Here is a 23,514-nt window from a genome sequence, read left to right as displayed (position 1 = left end):
GGGCATGAGCGACGAGTCGCAGGCCAGTCCGCCCTCCGGCGAGGCGGCTCCCCTGGATCTCGCCGCGGTGCGCGCCCGCATCGACGGCATCGACGAGCAGATCCAGCGGCTGATTGCCGAGCGCGCCCGCTGGGCGCAGCAGGTAGGGCGTGCGAAAGGCCCGCTGAAGGCCGCGGTCGACTATTACCGCCCGGAGCGCGAGGCGCAGATCCTGCGCCGGGTGGTCGACCGCAACGAGGGCCCGCTGGCCGACGAGGTGCTGGTGCGCCTGTTCCGCGAGATCATGTCGGCCTGCCTCGCCCAGCAAGAACCGCTCAAGGTGGGCTACCTCGGCCCCGAGGGCACCTTCTCGCAGCAGGCGGTGCACAAGCACTTCGGCCATTCGGCACGAGGCCTGCCGCTCGCCAGCATCGAGGAGGTGTTCCAGGAAGTGGAGGCCGGCAACGCCGACTTCGGCGTGGTCCCGGTCGAGAACTCGGGGCAGGGCACCATCCAGTCCACGCTCGACATGTTCCTCACCTCTTCGCTGAAGATCTGCGGCGAGGTCGAACTCGGCATCCACCAGTACCTGCTGGGCCGCACCGGCCGCATCGAGGACATCGAGCGCGTCTACGCCCACCCGCAGTCGCTGGCACAGTGCAAGGCCTGGCTGCGCGCCAACCTGCCGAAGGCCGAGCTGGTGCCGACCCCCAGCAATGCCGATGCCGCCCGCCGCGCCCGCAACGCCGATGATGCGGCCGCGCTGGCCGGCGAGAGCGCGGCCCATGTCTATGGCCTCAAGACCATCGCCGGGCCGGTGAACGACCGGGCCGACAACACCACCCGCTTCCTGGTGCTGGGCCGCGAGCTGCTGCCGCCCTGCGGCCACGACCGCACCTCGCTGCTGGTATTCGTCAACGACCAGCCGGGCGCCCTGTTCGGCGTGCTCAAGCCCTTCGCCGAGAACGGCCTGTCGCTGAACCGCATCGAGTCGCGCCCGGCCCATACCCGGCGCTGGGAATACGCCTTCTTCATCGATGTCTCGGGCCATGTGGAACAGCCGGAGATGCGTGCCGCCCTGGACCAGCTCGGCGCCTTCGCCTCCTCGGTGAAGATCCTCGGCGCCTATCCGGTGGCGGTGCTCTGATGGCCGGCTTCGCCCGTCTCGCGGCCCCCGGCATCCGGGGCCTCGCCAGCTACGACCCCGGCCATGACATCGTGGCCCTGCGGAACCGGGCCGGCGGGCAGGGCCTGCTCGAGCTCGGCGGCAACGAGAGCGCCTGGGGCCCCAGCCCGCGCGCGCTCGCCGCCCTGCGCAGCGAACTGGACCGCCTCGAGCTGTACCCCGATCCGCGCGGGGGCCTTCTCAAGCAGGCCCTGTCCGGGGCCTTCGGCCTTTCCGCTGAACACCTGCTGCTCGGCAACGGCACCCACGAGCTGCTGATGCAGCTCGCCCAGGTCTTCGCCGGCCCGGAGCGGCCGGTGCTGGTCTCGCGCTACTGCTTTGCCGTGTACCCGCTCGCCGCCCAGGCCGCGAATGCCCGGCTCGAGGTGGTGGAGGCCCTGCCGCCGGAGCATCCGGAGCAGCCGCGCGGCCACGACATCGAGGCCATGATCGCCGCCCTGCGTCCCGATCACGGCCTGGTGATGCTGGCCAATCCGAACAATCCCACCGGCACCTGGCTGCCGCTGTCTGCCATCGAGCGCCTGCTGCAGGCCGCCGGCCCGGACACCCTGGTGGTGGTGGACGAGGCCTATGGCGAGTTCCTCGACCAGCCGGGCTGTGGCAGCGCGCTTTCGCTGCTTTCCACGTACCCGAACCTGCTGGTCACCCGCACGTTCTCCAAGCTCCACGGGCTCGCCGCCCTGCGGATCGGGGTGCTGGTCGGCCATCCCGAGGCGATCGCGGTGATGGAGCGGGTGCGCGAGAGCTTCAACGTCAACAGCCTGGGCCTTGCCGCCGCGGCGGCCGCCCTCGGCGATGTCCGGCACATCGCCCATGTGCTGCGCGAGACCGCGGCGAGTCGCGAGGCGCTGGCGACCGAGCTGAAGGCCCGTGGCTGGTTCGTACATCCCTCGCAGACCAACTTCCTGCTGGTGGATTTCGGCACGCCGGAAGCCGCGGCCGCGATCGACCGCGGCCTGCTGGCGCGCGACATCGTGGTGCGGCCGATGCGCGGCTATGGCCTGCCGCAGTGCTTGCGGATCACGGTGGGGCGGCTCGAGCAGAACGCCCGCCTGCTCACGGCCCTCGATGCCGTGGTGGGCGAGGCCGACTTGCACGCGGGGGCAGGGGCATGAGCGGGGCGGCGCCGGGCCTCGATTGGATCGCCGCGCCAGGCGGCCCGCTCCTCGGTCGGGTTCGGGTGCCGGGCGACAAGTCGGTCTCCCACCGCGCGGTGATGCTGGGCGCCATTGCCGAGGGCCGCACCCGCATCACCGGTTTCCTCGAGGGCGAGGACACCCGCGCCACCGCGGCCATCCTGCAGCGCCTCGGGGTACGCATCGAGGCCCCCGCCGGGGGCGAACGCCTCGTGCATGGCGTGGGCCTGCGCGGCCTGCGACCGGCCGGCAGCCCGCTCGACTGCGGCAATGCCGGCACCGGCATGCGCCTGCTCGCCGGCCTGCTGGCCGGGCAGGGCTTCGAGAGCGTGCTGGTGGGCGATGCCTCGCTGTCGAAGCGGCCGATGCGCCGGGTGATCGAACCGCTCTCGCGCATGGGGGCGGTGATCGACAGCGCCGAGGGCGGGCTTCCCCCCTTGCGAATCCACGCGAAGAATGTTCTTCAAGGCATTGATTATGAATGCCCGGTGGCCAGTGCGCAGGTGAAGTCCGCCCTGTTGCTGGCCGGCCTCTACGCCGAGGGGCCGACCTCCGTGCGCGAGCCGCATCCCACCCGGGATTACACCGAACGCATGCTGGCCGCCTTCGGGGCCGACATCGACTTCGCGCCGGGGCGGGCCACGCTCCGCCCCGGTCGCCCGCTCCTCGCCGGCGAGGTCGAGGTGCCGGCCGATTTCAGCTCCGCGGCCTTCTTCCTGGTGGCCGCCAGCCTCGTGCCCGGTTCGCAGCTGGTGCTCGAGCGGGTCGGGGTGAATCCGCGCCGCACCGGCCTGCTGGACGCCCTGCGCCTGATGGGCGCGGACATCCGCGTGCGGCCGGCGGGCGAGCAGGGCGGGGAGCCCGTGGCCGACCTCGAGGTACGCCATGCGCCCCTGCGCGGGGCGCGCATCCCCGAGGCGTTGGTGCCGGACATGATCGACGAGTTCCCGGTCCTGTTCGCCGCCGCCGCGCTGGCCGAGGGCGAGACCGTGGTGAGCGGTGCGGCCGAGCTGCGGGTCAAGGAGTCCGACCGCATCGCCGTGATGGCCGAGGGCCTGCGGGTCCTGGGGGCCGACATCGAGGAACGCCCGGATGGCGCCCTGATCCGCGGTGGCCGCCTGCACGGTGGCCGGGCCGACAGCCGCGGCGACCATCGCATCGCCATGGCCCTCGCCGTGGCGGCGCAATGCGCTTCCGGCGAGGTCAGGATCGGCGATGTGGCGAATGTCGCCACCTCCTTCCCCGGCTTCGATGGGCTGGCGCGCGGGGTCGGGTTCGGGCTGCGGATCGCGTAGACTGCGATCCTGCATGCCGTCCTCCATCCCCGTCCTCACCATCGACGGCCCTTCCGGTTCCGGCAAGGGCACCGTCAGTCGTCTCGTCGCCCAAGCCCTGGGCTGGCACTACCTCGACTCCGGCGCGCTGTACCGGGCCGTGGGCCTCGCCGCCGCCTGGGAGCAGATCGACCTCTCGGACGCCGAGGCCGTGGCCGCCTGCGCCGCCCGCACCCGGATCCGCTTCGACGGCGACGGGGAAGGGGAGCCGAAGGTCTGGGTGAACGGCAAGGACGCCACCCACCAGCTGCGCATGGAAACGGCGGGCGCGGCCGCCTCGGCGATTGCCGCCCATTCGCAGGTTCGCAGTGCGTTGACCGAACTTCAGCGCAGTTTCCGCAGACTTCCCGGCCTGGTGGCCGATGGCCGCGACATGGGCACGGTGATCTTCCCCGACGCCCCGTACAAGGTCTTCCTCACCGCCAGCGCCGAGGAGCGCGCCCGGCGCCGGCATAAGCAGTTGAAGGAAAAGGGGGTTTCTGTTAATTTCGACAGCCTCCTGCACGAGATCGCGGCCCGCGACGAGCGCGATGCCAGCCGTGCGGTGGCGCCCCTGAAACCCGCAGACGATGCGCTTTTCCTGGATTCCACCGGCCGGTCGATCGGCGAGGTGGTCCAGCAGGTGCTGGCCATCGTCCCGGCATCGCTGCGCCGGCCCTGAGGGCCTGCGCCAGCGGCCCGTCCGGCCACCGCGCGATCGCGCAGGAGATCCGCCCCGCGAGGCATTCCGCCACGCGGGTTTCCAACCCATGCGCATGCAAGGCGCAACAGCAGGTGGGCGCGTGCCCGGAAAGCCGGGGCGTTGCCTGGTGTCCAACCAGAGAAACTCCAATGACTGAATCCTTTGCCGAACTGTTTGAACAGAGCCAGACCGCGATCGCCAAGCTCAAGCCCGGCGCCATCGTCACCGGCACCGTCGTCGACATCCGCAACGACGTGGTCGTCGTCAATGCTGGCCTGAAGTCCGAGGGCATCGTCCCGATCGAACAGTTCCGGAACGACGCCGGCGAGATCGAAGTGTCCATCGGCGACACCGTCAAGGTGGCGCTGGACGCGCTCGAGAACGGCTTCGGCGAGACCGTGCTCTCGCGCGAGAAGGCCAAGCGCGCGATGGTGTGGGACGAACTCGAGGAGGCGATGGAGAAGTCCGAGACCGTGACCGGCCGCATCAGCGGCAAGGTCAAGGGCGGCTTCACCGTCGACATCCGCGACGTGCGCGCCTTCCTTCCGGGCTCGCTGGTCGACGTGCGCCCGGTGCGCGACCCGGTCTACCTCGAGGGCAAGGAGCTCGAGTTCAAGATCATCAAGCTCGACCGCAAGCGCAACAACGTGGTCGTGTCGCGCCGCGCCGTGGTCGAGTCGGAGCACTCGGAGGAGCGCGAGCAGCTGCTCGAGCGCCTGCAGGAAGGCGCGATCGTCACCGGCGTGGTCAAGAACCTCACCGACTACGGCGCGTTCGTGGACCTCGGCGGCATCGACGGCCTGCTGCACATCACCGACATGGCGTGGAAGCGCGTCCGCCATCCGTCGGAAGTCGTCAACGTCGGCGACGAGCTGCAGGTGCGCGTGCTGAAGTTCGACCGCGAGCGCAACCGCGTCTCGCTCGGCCTGAAGCAGCTCGGCGAGGATCCGTGGGACAACATCACCCGCCGCTACCCGAACGGCGCCCGCGTGTTCGGCAAGGTCTCGAACGTCACCGACTACGGCGCCTTCGTCGAGATCGAGCCGGGCGTCGAGGGCCTGGTGCACGTCTCCGAGATGGACTGGACCAACAAGAACGTCAACCCGTCGAAGGTGGTGCAGCTCGGTGACGAGGTGCAGGTGATGATCCTCGACGTGGACGCCGAGCGCCGCCGCATCTCGCTCGGCATGAAGCAGTGCATGCCGAACCCGTGGGAAGCCTTCGCCGCCATGCACAAGAAGGGCGACAAGGTCTCCGGCCAGGTCAAGTCGATCACCGACTTCGGCATCTTCATCGGTCTTGAAGGCGGCATCGACGGCCTCGTGCACCTGTCCGACATCAGCTGGAACACCACCGGCGAGGACGTGGTCCGCAACTTCAAGAAGGGCGACACCGTCGAGGCCGTGGTGCTGGCCGTGGACCCGGAGCGTGAGCGCATCTCGCTCGGCATCAAGCAGCTCGAGCAGGATCCGTTCGGTTCCTTCGTGGCCCAGCGCCAGAAGGGCGCCATCGTCTCCGGCACGGTGAAGGAAGTGGACGCCCGCGGCGCCACGGTGGACCTGGGGGACGGCGTGGAGGGCTACATCCGCGCCTCCGACATCGCCAAGGAGCGCATCGACGACGCCAGCCAGCACCTGAAGGTGGGTGACACCGTCGAGGCCAAGATCGTCGGCACCGACCGCAAGAGCCGCGTGCTGCAGCTCTCGATCCGCGCCAAGGACGAGGCCGAGGTGCAGGAGACCCTCGCCGAGTACAACAAGGCGGCGGCCGAGGCCTCGAGCGGCACCACCAAGCTGGGCGCGCTGCTGCGCGAGCAGCTCGGCAACCGCGAGTAAGCCCCTCGCACCCCACGGCGGCCCGGGCCTTCCCGGGCCGCTGCCCCTGAACGTGGCCGTCGAAGGGATCGATGACCAAGTCCGAACTGATCGAAGCGCTGGCCCTGCGCCAGCCCCACCTCAAGCCCGAGGACGTCGAGCTGGCCGTGAAGAGCCTGCTCGAGATGATGGGGGACGCCCTGGCCTCCGGCCAGCGCATCGAGGTGCGCGGCTTCGGCAGTTTCTCCCTGCATTACCGCCCCCCGCGCATCGGCCGCAATCCCAAGACCGGCGAATCGGTCGACCTGCCCGGCAAGTACGTTCCGCACTTCAAGCCCGGCAAGGAACTGCGGGAGCGGGTCAATCCCGTGATTCCCGAAGCCGGCTGAAGCAGGGGATAATCCCGGCGTCCCCCGACCCCGCCGGCCGAATGCCCTTCCTCCGCCTCCTGCTCGCCCTTGCCTGCATCGCCTTCGGCATCGCCTTCGTCGCCCTGAACGGCGGCGCGGTGCGGCTCGACCTGCTGTGGATCGAGTTCGAACTGCCGCTTGGCCTGCTGCTGCTCTCCACGCTGCTGCTCGGCGCTCTCGCGGGCGGGCTTGCCATGGTGCTCTCCGGCCTGCTGGCACGGCTGCGGCCGACCGCCGGTGATGACGAGGCGAGGGAAGGATGATCGAGGCCTGGTGGCTGCTCCTGCTCGTCCCCGCGGTCGGGACGCTGGGGTGGTTCATGGGCCGCAGGGCCAGCGAGCGGCGCGGCGGCGCCCGCCTCTCGAGGCTCTCGGCCACCTATTTCCGGGGCCTGAACTACCTGCTCAACGAACAGCAGGACAAGGCCATCGAGGTCTTCCTGCAGATCGCCGAGCGCGACCGCGAGACCCTCGAAACCCAGTTCACCCTGGGCACCCTGTTCCGCCGCCGTGGCGAAGTGGACCGCGCCATCCGCCTGCACCAGAGCGTGATCTCGCGCCCCGGGCTCAGTGACGAGCAGAAGACCCGGGCCATCCTTGCCCTCGGCGAGGACTACATGCGGGCCGGCCTGCTCGACCGCGCCGAGACCCTGTTCACCGATCTCGTGAAACTGGGCGCTGCAGCGCCCCAGGCCCTGCGCCACCTGATGTCGATCTACCAGGCCGAGCGCGACTGGCAGCAGGCCATCGACCACGCCCGCCGCTACGAGCAGGCCACCGGCGAGCCGATGGGCCGGCTCATCGCCCAGTTCGAATGCGAGCTGGCGGAGAAGGCGCGGCTGCAGAACGATCTGGCCGCAGCCCGTGAGCACCTCGGCCGGGCCAATGCCGCCGATGCCAACTCGGTGCGGGCGGCCCTGCTGGAAGGCCAGCTGGAGCTGGCGGCCGGCAACGACCTGGCGGCCATCCGCGCCTATGAGCGGGCGGCCCGGCAGGACATCGAATTCTTGCCCGAGGTGCTGGCGCCGCTGCTGGCGGCCTACGACCGCGCCGGCGACCCTTCGCGGGCGCGCAGCTTCCTGCTCGAGATGGTGGAACGCTATCCCGGCGTCTCGCCGGCCCTGGCCCTGTGCCGCCGGCTGGAACAGGAGGCCGGACCGAAGGCTGCCCTCGACTTCCTGCGCAACCATCTGCGCGAACGCCCCTCGATCCGCGGCGAGGCGGCCCTGATCGAACTCGCCCTGCGCACCGAGGGGGAAGACCCGCGAGGCCTGCTGCTCACCCTGCGCGAGATCAACGAGCAGCTGATCGTCCGCAGCCCCGGCTACCGCTGCCAGGGCTGCGGCTTCGGCGCCCGGGCGCACCACTGGCAGTGCCCGAGCTGCAAGCAGTGGGCCACCATCAAGCCCCTGCCGCACGTCGCCGTGGAGTAAGCCGGATGAGCGGAGGATGGGAGGCCTCGCTGCCCTGGGCCGTGCGGTTCGCCGGCCTCGCGGGGGTGCTGCTGCTGGCCGCGGCCGGTACCGCCCTGTGGCGCCGCTGGGCCCTGCGCCGCGGCATCCTCGACCTGCCGGTGGCGCGCAGCAGCCATGCCGAGCCGGTGCCGCGCGGTGCGGGCGTGGCCATGGCCTCGGCCATGCTGCTGGGCCTTGCCCTGCTGGGCGAGGATTCCGACCGGCGGGCCGGGCTGCTGGCCAGCATCGCGCTCGCCGCCATGCTCGGCCTGATGGACGATCTGCGCCCGCTGCCCGTGGCACGCAAGCTGGCGGGGCAGGGCCTGGCCGCCCTGCCGCTGGCCCTCGCCTTCCCGCTGCCCGCCGCCCTGCTGCCCTTCGACCTGCCGCCCGGGCTGGCAGTGCTGGGCAGTCTCGGCCTGGGCGTGCTGTTCATGAATGTCTGGAACTTCATGGACGGCATCAATGGCATCGCCGCCGGCGCGGCCTCGGCCGTGGCCCTCGCCGGCCTCGGGGCGGCAGCCCTGGGGCTTGCCGCGCCGGGCCTGCTGGCCGGGGTGCTGCTGGCCGCCTGCCTGGGCTTCCTGCCTTTCAACGCCCCACGGGCCCGGGTCTTCATGGGCGACTGCGGCAGCCATGCACTCGGCATCGCCCTGGCCGCCCTGCTGCTGCAGTCCCGCACGCCGGCCGAGGCCGGGGTGCTGCTGGCCGCGGCCGCCCCCTTCCTGGTCGACGTGCTCGGCACCCTGGTGCAGCGCGCCCGCGACCGTGAACCGTTGGGCACTGCCCATCGCCGGCATCTCTACCAGCGGCTGGTGCGCAGCGGGTACAGTCATGCCTCGGTCGCGGCAGCCTATGCCGCGTGGATGGCCGGAAATGGACTGGTGGTGGCGATGATCGAGGCAGGGACCGGGCAGGGCATCGCGGCAGCCGTCGGCGTGGGCCTGCTCACCCTGCTGGCCTGGGTCTGGCTGTCGTCCTGGACGGGACGCCGGCTGGCGGGGCAGGGGGGCGGCTGATGCGCCACTGGCTGGCAAGGCTCTCCTGGAGCCGCCTCCTCGTCGTGCTGCACGATCTCGTGATGGTGCTCGCCGCCTGGCAGGGCCTGCTCGCCCTGCGCTATCTCTCCGTCGGCGCCGTCCTGCCGGCGCACGGCTTCCTCGTCGAGACCCTGCTGGTCGCCGCGGTGCAGCTCACCGTGTTCTGGCGCATGGGGCTCTACCGCGGTCTCTGGCGATTCGCCAGCCTGCCCGACCTGCGCAACATCCTCATGAGCAGCCTGCTCGGCGGCGGCGTGGTGGCGCTCGCCCTGTTCCTGTTCCGGGACCGCGCCGAGGGCGTGCCGCGCCTCGCCCTCGTGGCCTATCCCTTCGTGCTGATGCTGCTGCTGGGCGCGCCGCGCCTGCTCTACCGGGCCTGGAAGGACCATCAGGCGCAGCGCTCCGCCCGCGGCCAGCGCGAGCGCCTGCTGATCCTCGGTGCCGGCCCCACGGCCGAGAGCCTGGCGCGCGACCTGATGCGCAGCGATGGCTACCGGGTGGTGGGCTTCCTCGACGACGACCGCAGCCTGCAGGGGGCGAAGATCTACGGCCTGCCGGTGCTGGGGCGCCTCAACCAGCTGCCGCGCATCGCCGAGGAGGCGGCGGTGAGCCATGTCGCCATCGCCCTGCCGCCGGGCCAGAGCGAGGCCCTGGGGCGGATCGCCGCCCAGTGCGAGCGCCTCAAGCTGCGCTTCAGCCGCGTGCCGACCCCGGAAGAGCTGCTGCAGGAACAGTGGATGCACGGCGGGCTCAAGGACGTCTCGATCGAGGACCTGCTCGGCCGCGAACCGGTGGTGCCCGACTGGACCGCGATCCGCGCCTCGCTGGCCGGGCGCACGATCCTCGTCACCGGCGCCGGCGGCTCGATCGGCAGCGAGCTCGTCCGGCAGTGCGCCCGCCTCGGCGCGGCGCGGCTGGTGCTGCTGGAGCGCTCGGAGGTGGCCCTGCACGAGCTGCGGCTGGATCTGCGCGCCCGCTTCCCGGCCGTCGAGGCGGAGTATGTCCTCGGCGACTGCGCCGACGAGCTGCTGCTGCGCCGCCTGCTCGCCGAATGGCGGCCCGACGAAGTGTTCCATGCCGCGGCCTACAAGCACGTGCCGCTCCTGGAGGCGCACCCGCGCGAGGCCATCCGCAACAATTTCCTCGTCACCGAGACACTGGCGCGGCTGGTGGTGGAGGCCGGGGTGGGCACCCTGGTGCTCATCTCCACCGACAAGGCGGTGAACCCGGCGAACATGCTGGGGGCGAGCAAGCGGCTGGCCGAGCTGGCCTGCCTGGCGCGCTGCGAGGGCAGCGCCACCCGGCTGGTGACGGTGCGCTTCGGCAATGTGCTCGATTCCGCCGGCAGCGTGGTGCCGCTGTTCCGCGAGCAGATCCGCCGCGGCGGCCCGGTGACCGTGACCCACCCCGACGTAACCCGCTACTTCATGACCATCCCCGAGGCCTGCCAGCTGATCCTGCAGGCCACCACCCTGCGCGAGGCCTCGGGCGTGTTCACCCTCGACATGGGCCAGCCGGTGCGCATCCGCGAGCTCGCAGAACAGATGATCCGGCTGGCCGGCTTCGCGCCCTACCGCGACATCGCCATCCAGTACACCGGCCTGCGTCCCGGCGAGAAGCTGCACGAGGAGCTCTTCCACGCCGACGAGCCCTACACCCAGACCGAGCATCCGAAGATCTTCATGGCCGAACCCCGCCCCGTGGACATCCTGCAGTTCGAAAAAACCCTGAAGGCCCTGCGCCTTGCCATCCAGCGCGACGACGAGCTCGAGCTCCGCCGCCTGGTCGGCGAGGCCATCCCCGAGTTCGCCCAGCCACAGGGCCGCAGCAGCGGCTCCTTCCGGCCGCAGGTGATCAGCGGAGGACGCACGCCGTGAGGGGCCGGGTGCGCTGCGCGGTGTTCCCGGTCGCCGGCCTCGGAACCCGCTTCCTTCCCGCCACCAAGACCGTGCCCAAGGAGATGCTGCCGGTGGTCGACCGGCCGCTGATCCAGTACGCGGTGGACGAGGCCATCGACGCCGGCTGCGACACCCTGGTCTTCGTCACCAACCGCTACAAGCACGCGGTGGCCGACTACTTCGACAAGGCCTACGAGCTCGAGCAGAAGCTGGAGCGGGCGGGCAAGTCGGAGCTGCTGGCGATGATCCGCGACGTGCTGCCGCGCCATGTGCGGGCGGTGTTCGTCACCCAGGCGGAGGCCCTGGGCCTGGGGCATGCCGTGCTCTGCGCCCGGCCGGTGGTAGGAGAGCAGCCCTTCGCCGTGCTGCTGCCCGACGACCTGATCTGGAACCGCGGCAAGGGCGCGACCCGGCAGCTCGTGGAACTGGCCGAGCGCGAGTCGGCCAGCGTCATCGCGGTGCAGGACGTGCCGATCGAGCAGACCCGCAGCTACGGCATCGTGGCCACCCGCGGCGGCGGCACCTCGTCGGAGATCGGCGCCATCGTCGAGAAGCCGAAGCCAGAGGATGCGCCGAGCACGCTCGCCGTGGTCGGCCGCTACGTGCTCTCGCCGCGCATCTTCGAGCTGCTGGCCCACACCCGGCCGGGAGCAGGCGGCGAGATCCAGCTCACCGACGGCATTGCCGCCCTGCTCGCCGAGGATCGGGTGCTGGCGCACCGCTTCGAGGGCCGGCGCTTCGACTGCGGCAGCCGCATCGGCCTGATCGAGGCCACCCTGCGCTACGCCCTCGAAGACCCTGGCCTGCGCGAGGCCGCGAAGGCCCTGATGCGCGAGGCCCTGGCCGAAGGCTGAGCGGCGCGCCCCGGCACCGGCGCGCGCCGTCTCAGGCAGGCAGGGCGTGAAGCGCCGCGCCCAGCGCCAGTGTGCCCAAGACGAATGCCGCCACCGCGGCGACGAGCAGGCCGGCGCGCAGGCGGCGCAGGGACTGCGCGCCGAGCGGGCGGGGAACCGGCCAGGGGCCGCCCGGCGGCCAGTGGCGCGTCGCGCCGACGCGCGCCCGCAGGCGCAGCAGGCTGGCCGCCAGCCCGAGCGCCGTCAGCCCCAGAGCCGCCCGCAGTGCCAGATTCCACTGCTGCATCAGCGCCAGCGCGGCCTGCGGCGAGCGGTGCCCCGACAGGACCCGGCCCTCCAGCCACCACTGCAGGGCCCAGGCTGCGCCCACCAGCACGCAGGCCCAGGCGAGAAAGGCGAGAAGGAGGCGGGAGCGGTGTCGTGGCGGCATGGCTCGTCGGCGGCAGGGGGAGGCGGCATCCTAGCCGGATCCGATCTCCGGGGAACGTCGTGCCGGCACCCTCCAGCTACTACCGCGCCAGCCTCCCGCCACCGCCCGGCCTGCCGCGCCTGCAGGGCCGCCATGCGGCCCGGGTCTGCATCGTCGGCGCCGGGTTCGCCGGTCTGGGCACGGCCTGTTCGCTGCTCGAGCGCGGCGTTCGCGAGGTGCTGGTGCTGGAAGCGGAGACGGTGGCCCACGGGGCCTCGGGCCGCAACGGCGGTTTCGTCTTCGCCGGCTATTCGCTGGGCGAGGCCGCCCTGCTCGCCAGGCTCGGCCCGGAGCAGGCCCGGGCCCTCTACCGCCGCACCCGCGAGGCCGTGGCCCGGGTGCGCGAGCGGACGCGGCGGTACACCATCGACTGCGACCGGGTGGAAGGTGGCGTGCTATGGGCCAACTGGTTCCGCGACCCGGCAGTGCTCGAGGCGCGCCGTTGCCTGCTTGCCGAGCACTTCGATACCCGCTGGGAACCGGTGCCGCGGGAGGAACTCGCCGCCCTGCTTGGTACGACACGCTATTCCGGCGCGCTCTTCGAGCGCGAGGCTTTCCACTTCCACCCCCTGAAATACGCCCTCGGCCTGGCCTCGGCCATCGGTCAGGCAGGCGGGCGCTGCTTCGAGCACAGCCCGGCCCTGGCGCTGGAGCGCCGGGGCGCCGGCTGGCGGGTGCGCACGCCGGAAGGGGAGGTCGAAGCCGAGCACGTGCTGCTGGCCTGCGGCGGCTACCTTGCCGGACTCGTACCGCGCATCGACGCGGCCGTGCTGCCGATCGCCACCTACATCATCGTCACCGAACCGCTCGGAGACGAGGCCGCGGCCTTCATCCGCACGCGGGCCGCGGTCTACGACACCCGGTTTGCCTTCGACTACTACCGCCTGCTGCCCGATACCCGCCTGCTCTGGGGCGGGCGCATCTCGGTGCGCGACCGCCCGCCTGCCGCCGTGGAACGCCTGCTGCGCCGCGACCTCGCCCGGGTCTTTCCGGGGCTGGCCGGCGTGCGCATCGACTACGCCTGGTCGGGACTCATGAGCTACGCCCGCCATGAAATGCCGCAGCTCGGCCAGCTCGCGCCGGGGCTCTGGTACGCCCAGGCTTTCGGCGGCCATGGCGTGGCCCCGACCACGGTGGCGGGCGAGATGCTGGCCGCCGCCATCGCCGAGGGCGACCCGGCCTGGCAGGACTTCGCCCCCTTCGGCCTCGACTCTGCGCTGAAGCCCTTGGGCTACCTCGGCGCCCAGGCCACCTACTGGTGGCTGCAGGCCAGGGACGCGTGGAAGGACTGGCGTGAGCGCCTTGCCGGCTAGACGGCGGGTGGCCCGCGGCCGGAGGGCAGGGGGCCGCAGACGGAAAGGCCCGGCAGTGCCGGGCCTTTCCATGCCATGCCGGCGGCCGCGGGCCGGACTGCGGCACGCGCCAGGGCCGGATTTCAGAGGGCTTCGAAGATGCCCGCCGCGCCCATGCCGGTGCCGATGCACATGGTCACCATGCCGTACTTCTGCTTCCGGCGGCGCAGGCCATGCACCAGGGTGGCGGTACGGATCGCGCCGGTGGCACCCAGCGGGTGGCCGAGCGCGATGGCGCCGCCCAGCGGATTGACCTTCGCCGGGTCGAGCCCGCAGGTACGGATCACCGCCAGGGCCTGGGCGGCGAAGGCTTCGTTGAGCTCGATCCAGTCCAGCTGGTCCTGCGTGAGGCCGGCCTGCTTCAGGGCCTTCGGGATCGCCTCGACCGGGCCGATGCCCATCACCTCCGGGCGCACGCCGGCCACCGAGAAGCTGACGAAACGGGCGAGCGGGGTCAGGCCGTAGTCCTTGATGGCCTGTTCCGAGGCCAGCAGCACCGCGCCAGCGCCATCGCTCATCTGCGAGCTGTTGCCGGCGGTCACCGAACCGCCCATGCGGAACACCGGCCGCAGTTTGGCCAGGCCCTCCAGCGAGGTGTCGGCGCGCGGCCCCTCGTCGGTATCCACCAGCTTCTCGACGACCCGGACGGTATTGCCGCCCGGCACCGGCTGGCGGGAGCGCACCGTGTAGGGGCTGATCTCCTCACGGAACTCGCCGGCGGCGATCGCGGCGAGCGCCTTCTGGTGCGAGGCAAGCGCGAAGGCATCCTGGTCCTCGCGGCCCACCTTCCACTCCTCGGCCACCTTCTCGGCGGTGATGCCCATGCCATAGGCGATCGCGACGTGGTCGTTGTCGAACACGGAGGGAGCCATGGCCACCTTGTTGCCCATCATCGGCACCATGCTCATGGATTCGGTGCCGCCGGCCAGCATCAGGTCGGCATTGCCGAGGCGGATCTGGTCGGCCGCCAGCGCCACGGCCTGCAGGCCCGAGGAGCAGAAGCGGTTGATGGTCTGCGCGGCCACGGTGTTCGGCAGGCCGGCCAGCAGCACGCCGATGCGCGCCACGTTCATGCCCTGCTCGGCCTCTGGCATGGCGCAGCCGATGATGGCGTCGTCGATGCGTGAGACATCGATGCCCGGCGCCTGGGCCACCACGCGCTTCAGCACGTGGGCGAGCAGGTCGTCGGGGCGGGTGTTGCGGAAGAAGCCACGCGGAGCCTTGCCCACCGGAGTGCGGGTGGCGGCGACGATGTAGGCGTCTTGAACTTGCTTGCTCATGGGAGTGTCCTCGTCGTCCGTCAGTTACGCAGCGGCTTGCCGGTCTTCAGCATGTGGGCGATGCGCTCCTGGGTCTTCGGCATCTGGGCAAGCGCGACGAAATGCTCGCGCTCGAGGCGGATCAGCCAGTCCTCGTCCACGGTGGCGCCGCGGTCGATCTCGCCGCCCGAGAGCACGGTGGCGATACGGGTGGCGATCTCCATGTCGTGCGGGCTGATCATCCGCCCCTCGAGCATGTTCACCAGCATCATCTTGAAGGTGGCGATGCCAACATCGCCGGCGGCGGTGATCTGGCGGTTCGGCAGCGGCGGGCGGTAGCCGGCCTCGGCCATGGCCAGCGCGGTCTGGCGCGCCACGTGCAGCAGCTCATGCTCGTGGAAGACCACGATGTCGGACTCGCGCAGCAGGCCGAGTTCCTTCGCCTCGAGCGCCGAGGACGACACCTTGCCCATGGCCACGGTCTCGAACATCGGCCTGAGCTCAGCGAACACATCACCGTTCTTCGCCCGGGCCGAGGCCCGGGCGGCGATCTCCTTCAGGCCGCCGCCCGCCGGCAGCAGGCCCACACCGGCCTCGACAAGACCGATGTAGCTCTCGAGATGGGCCACGGTGCGGGCCGCATGCATCTGGAACTCGCAGCCACCGCCGAGGGCGAGGCCGCGCACCGCCGCCACCACCGGCACCAGCGCGTACTTGATGCGCTGGCTGGTGGCCTGGAAGGTGGCCACCATCGCGGTGAAGTCGTCGAGGCGGCCGGCCTGCAGCGCCGCCAGCGCACCGGCGAGATCGGCACCGGCCGAGAACGGGGCCTTCGGCTGCCAGATGACCAGGCCGCGGAAGTCCTTCTCGGCGATGTCGATGGCCTGCTGAATGCCGGCCAGTACGCCGTCCGAGACGGTGTGCATCTTGGTCTTGAAACCGAGCACGGCAATGCCGTCGCCATCGGTCCACAGGCGCACCGCGTCGGTCTCGAATACCGTGGCGCCCGGGTTGGCCGGGGCCTCGCCGATCACGGTTTCCGGGAAGCGCTGGCGGGCATAGACGGGCAGGGTGGAGCGGGGCAGGGCGGCATTGCGGGCCGGGCTGAAGCTGCCCTCGGCCGAGTGCACCCCGGCACGGCCATCGCTCACCCAGGCCGGCAGCGGCGCGCTGGCCATGGCCCTGCCGGCGGCGATGTCCTCGGCGATCCAGGCGGCCACCTGCTGCCAGCCGGCGGCCTGCCAGGTCTCGAAGGGGCCGAGACTCCAGCCATAGCCCCAGCGCATGGCGAAGTCGACGTCACGCGCAGTGTCGGCGATGGAATGCAGGTGGAAGGCGGCGTAGTGGAAGAGATCGCGGAAGATCGCCCACAGGAACTGCGCCTGCGGATGCGAATGCGCACGCAGCTTGGCGAACTTCTCGGCCGGGTTCTTGATCTTCAGGATCTCGACGACCTCGGCATTCGCCTCGGCGCCGCTCGGGCGGTAGTCCTGCTTGGCGAGGTCGAGGACGAGGATGTCTTTGCCCTGCTTCCGGTAGATGCCGGCGCCGGCCTTCTGGCCCAGCGCGCCCCTGGCGATCAGCGCCTGCAGCCAGTCGGGGGCCTTGAAGTACGCGTGCCAAGGGTCATCCGGCAGGGTGTCGGCCATGGTCTTGATGACGTGGGCCATAGTGTCGAGGCCGACCACGTCCGAGGTGCGGTAGGTCGCCGACTTCGGGCGGCCGATCAGCGGGCCGGTGATGGCATCGACCTCATCGAAACCGAGGCCCAGGCGCTCGGTGTGGTGCATGCCGGCGAGGATCGAGAACACGCCGATGCGGTTGCCGATGAAGTTCGGCGTGTCCTTGGCATAGACCACGCCCTTGCCCAGCGTGGTGGTGAGGAAGGTCTCGAGCCCCTGCAGCACCGCCGGCTCGGTGCCGGCGCAGGGAATCAGCTCGGCAAGGTGCATGTAGCGCGGCGGGTTGAAGAAGTGCACGCCGCAGAAGCGCGGGCGCACCGCCGCCGGCATGGCCTCGGCCAGCGCGTTGATCGAGAGCCCGGAGGTGTTCGAGGCGACGATGGCATGCGGCGCCACGTGCGGGGCGATCTTCTCGTAGAGCGCCTTCTTCCACTCCATCTTCTCGGCGATGGCCTCGATGATGAGGTCGCAGTCCGCGAGTTGGGGGAGGTGTTGCTCGTAGTTGGCCGGGATGATCGCAGCGGCCTTGGCCTTGCTGGCGAGCGGGGCCGGCGAGAGCTTGCCCAGGTTGGCGATGGCCTTCTGGACGATGCCGTTCTTGTCGCCTTCCTGGGCCGGAAGGTCGAAGAGCAGGGTGTCGACGTCGGCATTGACGAGGTGGGCGGCGATCTGCGCGCCCATCACGCCGGCGCCGAGCACCGCCACTTTGCGGATTCGAAGCTGGGACATGGGGACTCCGTTGGGGGAGGGAGGGCCGGTTCGGGCCGGGCGGGGCAGGGCCTCGCCCGGCAAAGCATACGCCAGCGTATGGGTCCTTCGTAAAGAGGGGGCGTCTCAGGCCGCCCGCAGGCCGGCGGCGGCGAAGCGCACCAGCTGCCGCGCCGCCTGCTCGCAGTGCTGCTTCTCGCTGGTGCCGGCCGGCCGTTTGATCAGGCCGAAGTCGGCCATGGCATAGGTGAGCGCCCCGGCCACGAAGTCGAGGCGCCAGTAGAGGTCCTCTTTCGCCAGGCCCGGCACGCACTCGGCGATGGCCTTGGCGAACTCGCGCAGCACGTGGCCGTAGTTGTCGGACAGGAACTTGCGCAGGCCGTCGTTCTTCTCGGCGAAGGCGCGGGCCAGCACGCGGACGAAGGCGGCCCCGCCGTGCTGGCGGTCGAGGGTGAGCGCGAGCGGCGGCCCGATGAAGGCCTCGAGCACCGCCTCGAGGTCCCCGGGTCTTGCCTGGCGGGCCTCGGCGAGCTGCCTCAGGCGCCTCTCGCTCATGTCGTCCATGCGCCGCCGGAATACTTCGTTGATGAGGTTTTCCTTCGATCCGAAGTGGTAGTTCACCGCGGCGATGTTGACATCGGCCCGGCTGGTGACCTGCCGCAGCGAGGTGCCGGCGAAACCGTGGATGGCGAACAGTTCCTCCGCGGCTCCGAGGATGCGTTCCTTGGTGTTGAAGTGGGTGCTGCTCATGGCGGGCCTCGTTCAAACGCTTGCTGCAAGCCTGCGCTGGAGAGCCGCCTTGGTCAAGCACTTGATTGAATCGATGTGGCGGGCGGCGCGGCCGCGCCGCCTGCCGTTCCGTGAACCGGCCTCCACAATGCACCGTAAGCGCTTGTCTCGGAAAAAAAAGTCCGCCTATACTGGCAGTCTTACCCGCTTTTCCTATTGACAAAGGTTTGCAAACATGGCCATCGAGCGCACCATTTCGATCATCAAGCCGGATGCCGTCGCGAAGAACGTGATCGGCAAGATCTACTCCCGTTTCGAGGAGGCCGGCCTGAAGATCGTGGCGGCGAAGATGAAGCAACTCTCCCGCAAGGAGGCCGAAGGCTTCTACGCGGTGCACAAGGAGCGCCCGTTCTTCAATGCCCTGGTCGAATTCATGACCTCGGGGCCGGTGATGATCCAGGTGCTGGAAGGCGAGAACGCGGTGGCCAAGAACCGCGAGCTGATGGGCGCCACCAATCCGAAGGATGCCGCCCCGGGCACCATCCGCGCCGATTTCGCGCAGTCGATCGATGCCAATGCCGTGCACGGCTCGGACAGCCTCGAGAACGCGGCGATCGAGATCGCCTACTTCTTCAGCGCCACCGAGCTCTGCCCGCGCTGATCCATCGAACCCCGCCGGCCGTGCCGCGGTGAACACGCCAGTCATCCCGCCCCAAGCCTCTCCTGCGCCGGACGACGCCCCGGCGCCCGGGTCGCTGCGCGCACTGGCGATGGCGGCACCGAAGGACGGCCGGGTGAACCTGCTGGGTCTCGACCGCTCCGCGCTCGAAGACTTCTTCGAGCGCGAGCTGGGCGAGAAGCGCTACCGCGCCCATCAGGTCATGAAGTGGATGTACCACCGCCATGTCACCGACTTCGGCGGCATGACCGATCTCGGCAAGGCCCTGCGCGGCAAGCTCGAGGAGCGCTGCGAGGTGCGGCCGCCGGCGGTGGTGTTCGACAAGCCCTCGGCCGACGGCACCCACAAGTGGCTGCTCGGGATGGACGCCGGCAATGCCATCGAGACCGTGTTCATCCCGGACAAGGGCCGGGGCACGCTCTGCGTCTCGAGCCAGGTGGGCTGCGGCCTGAACTGCCAGTTCTGCTCCACTGCCACCCAGGGCTTCAACCGCAACCTGTCCGCCGCCGAGGTCATCGGCCAGGTGTTCGTGGCGGCGCGCCACCTCGGCAACGTGCCACACCGCGAGCGCAAGCTCACCAACGTGGTGATGATGGGCATGGGCGAGCCCCTGCTCAACTTCGAGAACGTGGTGACGGCGATGAGCCTGATGCGCGACGACCTCGGTTTCGGTCTCGCCGGCAAGCGCGTCACCCTGAGCACCGCCGGCCTCGTGCCGATGATCGATGCGCTCGCCGCCCGTGCCGACGTGGCGCTGGCCGTCTCGCTGCACGCGCCGAACGACGAGCTGCGCACCCGCCTGGTGCCGCTCAACAAGAAGCATCCGATCGCCGAGCTGATGGCAGCGTGCCTGCGTTACCTGCGCTCGACGAAGATCGATTCGATCACCTTCGAATACACCCTGATGCGCGGGGTGAACGACCAGCCCGAGCATGCCCGCGAACTGGCGGCGCTGATGCGCCAGTTCTGCCGCCAGGCCCAGGATGCCCACGCGGCGAAGGTGAACCTGATCCCCTTCAATCCCTTCCCCGGCACGCGCTTCGAGCGCAGCGGCGAGGCCGAGATCCGCGCCTTCCAAAAGCAGCTGCTCGATGCCGGCGTGCTGACGATGGTGCGCCGCACCCGCGGTGATGACATCGATGCCGCCTGCGGGCAGCTCAAGGGGCAGGTGATGGACCGGACACGGCGGCAGGCGGAGTTCCGCCGCCGGCTCGAGGGAGGCGCCGATGCGGCGGCCTGAGCCCCGGCTCACCGTCGTGCTCCTCGCCCTCCTGCCGCTGGCGCTGGCCGGCTGCGCCTCGACCCCGGCTCCCGCCCAGGCCAGCGGCTCGGCGGTGGCGCAGCGCTCGATCAATGCCGCCCAGGGCCTGCTCGACCAGGGCGATGCGGAGGCAGCGCTCGCCGAGGCATCGGCCGCCGTGCGCGCCGATCCGCGCAATGCCCTGGCATACCTGGCGCGCTCCCAGGCGCTGGAGGCCCTGGGCCGCGGCGAGGAGGCGGCGCGCGACCTGCAGCGGGCCTTCGCGCTGGCGCCGAAGAGCGGCCCGGTGCTGAATGCCTACGGCGCCTGGCTGTGCCGCAACGGGCGGGCCGAGGAGGCCATGCAGCGCTTCGTCGAGGCACTCGCCGACGAGGCCTATGCCCGTCCGGCCCAGGCCATGGCCAATGCCGGCAGCTGCGCGGCATCGGCCGGCTGGATGGAGCGGGCCGAACTGAACTTCCGCGCCGCGCTCACGCTGGTGCCCAACGACGCGCAGTCGCTGGTGGGCATGGCCAAGCTCGAGCACGACCGCGGCGACCACCTGCGCGCCCGCGCCTTCCTGCAGCGCCGCGAGGCCCTGGCCCCGCTGACCGCGCCGGAACTGGTGCTGGCCATCGCCATCGAGGAGGCGGCCGGGGATGCCCGGGCCGCGGAGCGTTATCGCAAGCAGTTGTCCGGCCTCGGGGGAGTCCCGGGGGCGGGGTCATCCACGTTCGACCAGGGGGGTTCGAAGCGGTGAGCATGGCGGAAGAGAACCAGGACATCGGCGGGCGCCTGCGCTCGGCTCGGCTCCGGCAGGGGCTGGAGATCGACGCGCTGGCCCGCGAGCTGAAGTACACGCGGGCGATCCTGCAGGCGATCGAAGCCGGTGACTGGGAGCGCCTCGGCGCCCCGGTGTTCGCCCGCAACCTGGTGGGGCGCTATGCCGCCCGGCTCGGCGTGCCGGTGGATCTCGACGCGGTGGCGCAGCGCCTCCATGCCCCCGTCCTGCGCTCGCAGGTGCCGGTCTCGCGCTTCGGCCGCTTCGCCGAGTTCTCCGCCCGCCACGCGGCCTATGCCGGCGGCTCGCTGCTGGTGCTGTCGATGGTGTACGGCGCGCTGAGCCTCGTGCCTTCCGGCCCGGTGCAGGTGCGCTCGCTCGACCCCGCACTCGACCAGCCCCTGGCCCAGGCCATCCTCGCCAGCCCCGGAGCGGAAGCGCCGGCCGGGGAGCCGGCACAGCTTCCGGCAGACGCGCCGGCGGCGCCGGTCCCGGAGGAAACGCCGGAGCGCATGGCGGCGGCCGCGGGCGTCGCGCCGCCTCCTGCCACTTCGGAGACCGAAGCCGCGGCAGGACCGGCCGCCACGCCGCGCCCGGTGGCCGCCAGCTTCACCGGTGGCGTGCTGCCGCGCCAGCTCGAGATGCGTTTCAGCGGCGAGAGCTGGATCGAGGTGATGCGCCGCGACGGCAGCGCCATCGAGCGCGTGCTCGCGCGTGCCGGCGAGGTGCGCCGTTACCCGTCGGCCGAGGTGGGGCGCGTCACGGTGGGCAATGTCGATGCCACCGAGGTCATCGTGGATGGCTCGCGGGTGAATCTCGATGGCGTGCGCGCGGCGAACGTGGCCCGCTTTGCGCTATCCTCGGACGGTTCCATCGAGGCCATCGCGCGCTGAAGGCGCCGGGGCCTCGCCCTTTCCCCGAACCGGCCGCGGGCACCGCGGCGATGGCCCATGTCCACCGACCAGATCGACGAATACGAACAGGGCGAACGCGTCCGCAAGTGGCTGCGAGACAACGGTGTCTCCATCATCGGCGGCATCGGCATCGGTTTCGCCGCCATCCTCGGCTTCCAGGCCTGGCAGGCCAGCAAGGCCGGCCACCGCGAGGAGGCCGCCCGCCAGTACGGCAGCTTCCTGCAGGCCCAGGAGGGCGGCAATGCCGACCAGGCCGCGGCGCTCGCCGAGTCGCTGCGCGCCAACTACGCCGACACCGCCTATCCGGCCCTGGCGGCGCTGCGCCGTGCCGCGGCCCTGGTCGAGGCGGGCAGCCCGGAAGAGGCCGTGCCCCTGCTCGATGCCACCTTGCCCGGGGTGAAGGACCCGGCGCTTGCCGAACTGCTGGCCCTGCGCGCCGCCCGCGCCGAGCTGCTGCTGGGTCGCCATGACGCCGCACTGGCCCGCCTCTCGGCGCTGCGCCTGCCGGCCTATGCCGCGGTGCGCGAGGAACTCATGGGCGATGCCCATGCCGCACAAGGGCGGCGCGACGAGGCGCATGCGGCCTACCAGCGCGCCCTGACCCATACCGACACCGCCACGCCGACCCGCGTGCTGCTCGAACTCAAGCTCGCCGATGCCGGCGGCACCACGACCCCGGAAGCCTGATCCATGCGAAAGCTCCTCGGCATCGCGCTCGTCGCGGCCCTCGTCGTCCTTCCCGGCTGCGGCACGATGCGCGACTGGTTCCGCAGCGACAAGAGCAAGGCCACCGATCCCGCGCCCCTGCAGAAGATCGAGGGCGCGGCCCGCGTGCAGCGCCTCTGGTCGGTATCCCTGGGCGAGGGCGAGGGCCGGCTCGGCCTGCGCCAGCGCCCGGGCATCGACGGCAGCAGCGTGTATGCCGTGACCGACAAAGGCCGGCTGCGCGCCATCGACATCGAGACCGGCAAGCGCCGCTGGGAGGTCGAACTGGAGCCGCTCTCGAGCGGTCGCGGCTGGCGGGTATGGCGCAACAAGGTGCGCGAGGGCGGCCTGATGTCCTCGGTGGGCGTGGGCGAGGGCCTCGTGGTGGTGGCCGGCCGCAGCGGCCAGGTCTACGCCGTCTCGGCCGAGGATGGCAGCCCGCGCTGGCAGTACCAGGCCAGCGCCGAGGTGCTGGCCGCGCCGCTGGTGCTGCCGCGTCTCGTGGTGCTGCGCTCGCAGGATGGCCGGGTGGTGGGCCTCGACCGCAATGACGGCAGCCGCCGCTGGAGCTTCGAAAGCCCGATCCCGACCCTGAGTTCGCGCGGGGCCAGCACCCCGGCCTTCGCCGCCGGCCTCGTGCTGGTGGGCAACGACGACGGCACCGTGGTGGCCCTGCGCGCCGATGACGGCGCCCCGATCTGGGAGGCTGCGGTGGCCGAGCCCGAGGGTCGCAGCGAGCTCGAACGCCTGGTGGACATCGACGGCGATCTCGCCCTGGGCGCCGATGCCGTCTATGCCAGCAGCGTGCGCGGCATCACCGCGGCGATCGCGCTGGCGAGCGGCCAGGTCGTCTGGACCCGCGACAACGGCGGCAGCAACCGCCTCGACCTGACCGCCGACGGCGTGCTGCTGACCGACCGCGACGGTGTGCTCTGGTCGCTGGACCGGGCCAGCGGCAGTGCCCTGTGGAAGCAGGACGCCCTGCTGCGCCGCCAGCCCACCGGCCCGGTGCTGGCAGGCTCGCTGGCGGTGGTGGGCGACCTCGAAGGCTACCTGCACTGGTTCGATCCCTTCACTGGTGTGCTGCGCGCCCGCGAGCGCGTGGGCCGGGCCCGGGTCCTCGCCACGCCGCTCGCCACGCCTTCCGGCACCGTCATCGCCGTCACCGACGAAGGCCGTCTCGCGGCCTTCCGCATCGCCGAGTAAGCCC

The 23,514-nt window shown here is 71.2% G+C and carries 22 protein-coding genes; 18 read left to right on the top strand and 4 right to left on the bottom strand.

What is annotated here, in order from left to right:
- Positions 1-4 precede the first annotated feature (4 nt).
- From pheA to galU, 11 genes are all read left to right on the top strand, one after another.
- Entirely contained in the window at positions 5-1,126 is a 1,122-nt protein-coding gene (gene pheA, locus G408_RS0101050; protein ID WP_028769577.1) for a prephenate dehydratase, read from the top strand.
- The gene (gene hisC, locus G408_RS0101045; RefSeq protein ID WP_028769576.1) at positions 1,126-2,280 is read left to right on the top strand and encodes a histidinol-phosphate transaminase; all 1,155 of its coding nucleotides are present in this window, start codon (positions 1,126-1,128) and stop codon (positions 2,278-2,280) included. The genes pheA and hisC overlap by 1 nt, the downstream gene beginning before the upstream one ends.
- The gene (aroA, locus tag G408_RS0101040) at positions 2,277-3,596 is read left to right on the top strand and encodes a 3-phosphoshikimate 1-carboxyvinyltransferase (protein WP_028769575.1); all 1,320 of its coding nucleotides are present in this window, start codon (positions 2,277-2,279) and stop codon (positions 3,594-3,596) included. The genes hisC and aroA overlap by 4 nt, the downstream gene beginning before the upstream one ends.
- Before the next feature lie 13 nt (positions 3,597-3,609).
- Entirely contained in the window at positions 3,610-4,296 is a 687-nt protein-coding gene (gene cmk, locus G408_RS0101035; RefSeq protein ID WP_028769574.1) for a (d)CMP kinase, read from the top strand.
- Positions 4,297-4,466: 170 nt separating this feature from the next.
- On the top strand, positions 4,467-6,152 hold the full coding sequence (rpsA, locus tag G408_RS0101030) for a 30S ribosomal protein S1 (protein WP_028769573.1): 1,686 nt from the start codon (positions 4,467-4,469) through the stop codon (positions 6,150-6,152).
- Positions 6,153-6,223: 71 nt separating this feature from the next.
- Positions 6,224-6,520 (top strand): integration host factor subunit beta, encoded by a 297-nt coding sequence (locus G408_RS0101025; RefSeq protein ID WP_028769572.1) that lies wholly within the window; start codon positions 6,224-6,226, stop codon positions 6,518-6,520.
- A 41-nt stretch (positions 6,521-6,561) separates the two neighbouring features.
- Positions 6,562-6,804 (top strand): lipopolysaccharide assembly protein LapA domain-containing protein, encoded by a 243-nt coding sequence (locus G408_RS12490; RefSeq protein WP_037411698.1) that lies wholly within the window; start codon positions 6,562-6,564, stop codon positions 6,802-6,804.
- Positions 6,801-7,973 (top strand): lipopolysaccharide assembly protein LapB, encoded by a 1,173-nt coding sequence (gene lapB / locus G408_RS0101015; RefSeq protein WP_037411697.1) that lies wholly within the window; start codon positions 6,801-6,803, stop codon positions 7,971-7,973. Before G408_RS12490 ends, lapB begins: the two co-directional genes overlap by 4 nt.
- A gap of 5 nt (positions 7,974-7,978) precedes the next feature.
- Positions 7,979-9,013, top strand: coding sequence for an MraY family glycosyltransferase (locus G408_RS12485; protein ID WP_051282469.1), 1,035 nt, complete (start codon positions 7,979-7,981; stop codon positions 9,011-9,013).
- Complete coding sequence (locus tag G408_RS12480; RefSeq protein ID WP_051282468.1) at positions 9,013-10,911, top strand: polysaccharide biosynthesis protein; 1,899 nt, start codon at positions 9,013-9,015, stop codon at positions 10,909-10,911. Before G408_RS12485 ends, G408_RS12480 begins: the two co-directional genes overlap by 1 nt.
- Complete coding sequence (galU, locus tag G408_RS0101000; RefSeq protein WP_028769570.1) at positions 10,908-11,786, top strand: UTP--glucose-1-phosphate uridylyltransferase GalU; 879 nt, start codon at positions 10,908-10,910, stop codon at positions 11,784-11,786. The genes G408_RS12480 and galU overlap by 4 nt, the downstream gene beginning before the upstream one ends.
- Before the next feature lie 31 nt (positions 11,787-11,817).
- On the opposite strand, the gene G408_RS0100995 is transcribed toward galU, so the two are convergent.
- Entirely contained in the window at positions 11,818-12,216 is a 399-nt protein-coding gene (locus G408_RS0100995; RefSeq protein WP_028769569.1) for a hypothetical protein, read from the bottom strand.
- A gap of 59 nt (positions 12,217-12,275) precedes the next feature.
- Between G408_RS0100995 and G408_RS0100990 the strand changes: the two genes are divergently transcribed.
- Entirely contained in the window at positions 12,276-13,568 is a 1,293-nt protein-coding gene (locus tag G408_RS0100990; RefSeq protein ID WP_028769568.1) for an NAD(P)/FAD-dependent oxidoreductase, read from the top strand.
- A 122-nt stretch (positions 13,569-13,690) separates the two neighbouring features.
- Here G408_RS0100990 and G408_RS0100985 read toward each other — a convergent pair whose 3' ends face one another.
- The 3 genes from G408_RS0100985 to G408_RS0100975 all read right to left on the bottom strand — a co-directional run bounded on the left by G408_RS0100985 (position 13,691) and on the right by G408_RS0100975 (position 18,006).
- The gene (locus tag G408_RS0100985) at positions 13,691-14,887 is read right to left on the bottom strand and encodes an acetyl-CoA C-acyltransferase (protein ID WP_028769567.1); all 1,197 of its coding nucleotides are present in this window, start codon (positions 14,885-14,887) and stop codon (positions 13,691-13,693) included.
- Positions 14,888-14,907: 20 nt separating this feature from the next.
- Positions 14,908-17,277, bottom strand: coding sequence for a 3-hydroxyacyl-CoA dehydrogenase/enoyl-CoA hydratase family protein (locus G408_RS0100980; protein ID WP_028769566.1), 2,370 nt, complete (start codon positions 17,275-17,277; stop codon positions 14,908-14,910).
- Positions 17,278-17,382: 105 nt separating this feature from the next.
- Positions 17,383-18,006: a TetR/AcrR family transcriptional regulator gene (locus tag G408_RS0100975; RefSeq protein ID WP_028769565.1), complete on the bottom strand. Its 624-nt coding sequence runs from the start codon at positions 18,004-18,006 to the stop codon at positions 17,383-17,385.
- Positions 18,007-18,220: 214 nt separating this feature from the next.
- Here G408_RS0100975 and ndk point away from each other — a divergent pair, with 214 nt between their 5' ends.
- The 6 genes from ndk (at position 18,221) to bamB (ending at position 23,510) form a co-directional block, all read left to right on the top strand.
- Complete coding sequence (ndk, locus tag G408_RS0100970) at positions 18,221-18,646, top strand: nucleoside-diphosphate kinase (RefSeq protein WP_028769564.1); 426 nt, start codon at positions 18,221-18,223, stop codon at positions 18,644-18,646.
- 109 nt (positions 18,647-18,755) lie between these two features.
- Positions 18,756-19,904 carry a dual-specificity RNA methyltransferase RlmN gene (gene rlmN / locus G408_RS0100965; RefSeq protein WP_051282467.1) on the top strand — a complete coding sequence of 383 codons (1,149 nt, stop codon included), beginning with the start codon at positions 18,756-18,758 and terminating at the stop codon, positions 19,902-19,904.
- Positions 19,891-20,664, top strand: a complete 774-nt coding sequence (gene pilW / locus G408_RS12475; protein WP_051282466.1) for a type IV pilus biogenesis/stability protein PilW — start codon at positions 19,891-19,893, stop codon at positions 20,662-20,664. Before rlmN ends, pilW begins: the two co-directional genes overlap by 14 nt.
- Positions 20,665-20,666: 2 nt before the next feature.
- Complete coding sequence (locus tag G408_RS0100955) at positions 20,667-21,578, top strand: helix-turn-helix domain-containing protein (protein WP_028769562.1); 912 nt, start codon at positions 20,667-20,669, stop codon at positions 21,576-21,578.
- A 57-nt stretch (positions 21,579-21,635) separates the two neighbouring features.
- Entirely contained in the window at positions 21,636-22,286 is a 651-nt protein-coding gene (locus G408_RS0100950) for a YfgM family protein (RefSeq protein WP_028769561.1), read from the top strand.
- Positions 22,287-22,289: 3 nt separating this feature from the next.
- On the top strand, positions 22,290-23,510 hold the full coding sequence (gene bamB / locus G408_RS0100945; protein WP_028769560.1) for an outer membrane protein assembly factor BamB: 1,221 nt from the start codon (positions 22,290-22,292) through the stop codon (positions 23,508-23,510).
- Positions 23,511-23,514: the final 4 nt, after the last annotated feature.

Source organism: Silanimonas lenta DSM 16282 (genome assembly GCF_000429065.1).
GTDB lineage: Bacteria > Pseudomonadota > Gammaproteobacteria > Xanthomonadales > Xanthomonadaceae > Silanimonas > Silanimonas lenta.
This window is presented reverse-complemented; position numbering and strand designations above follow the sequence as displayed.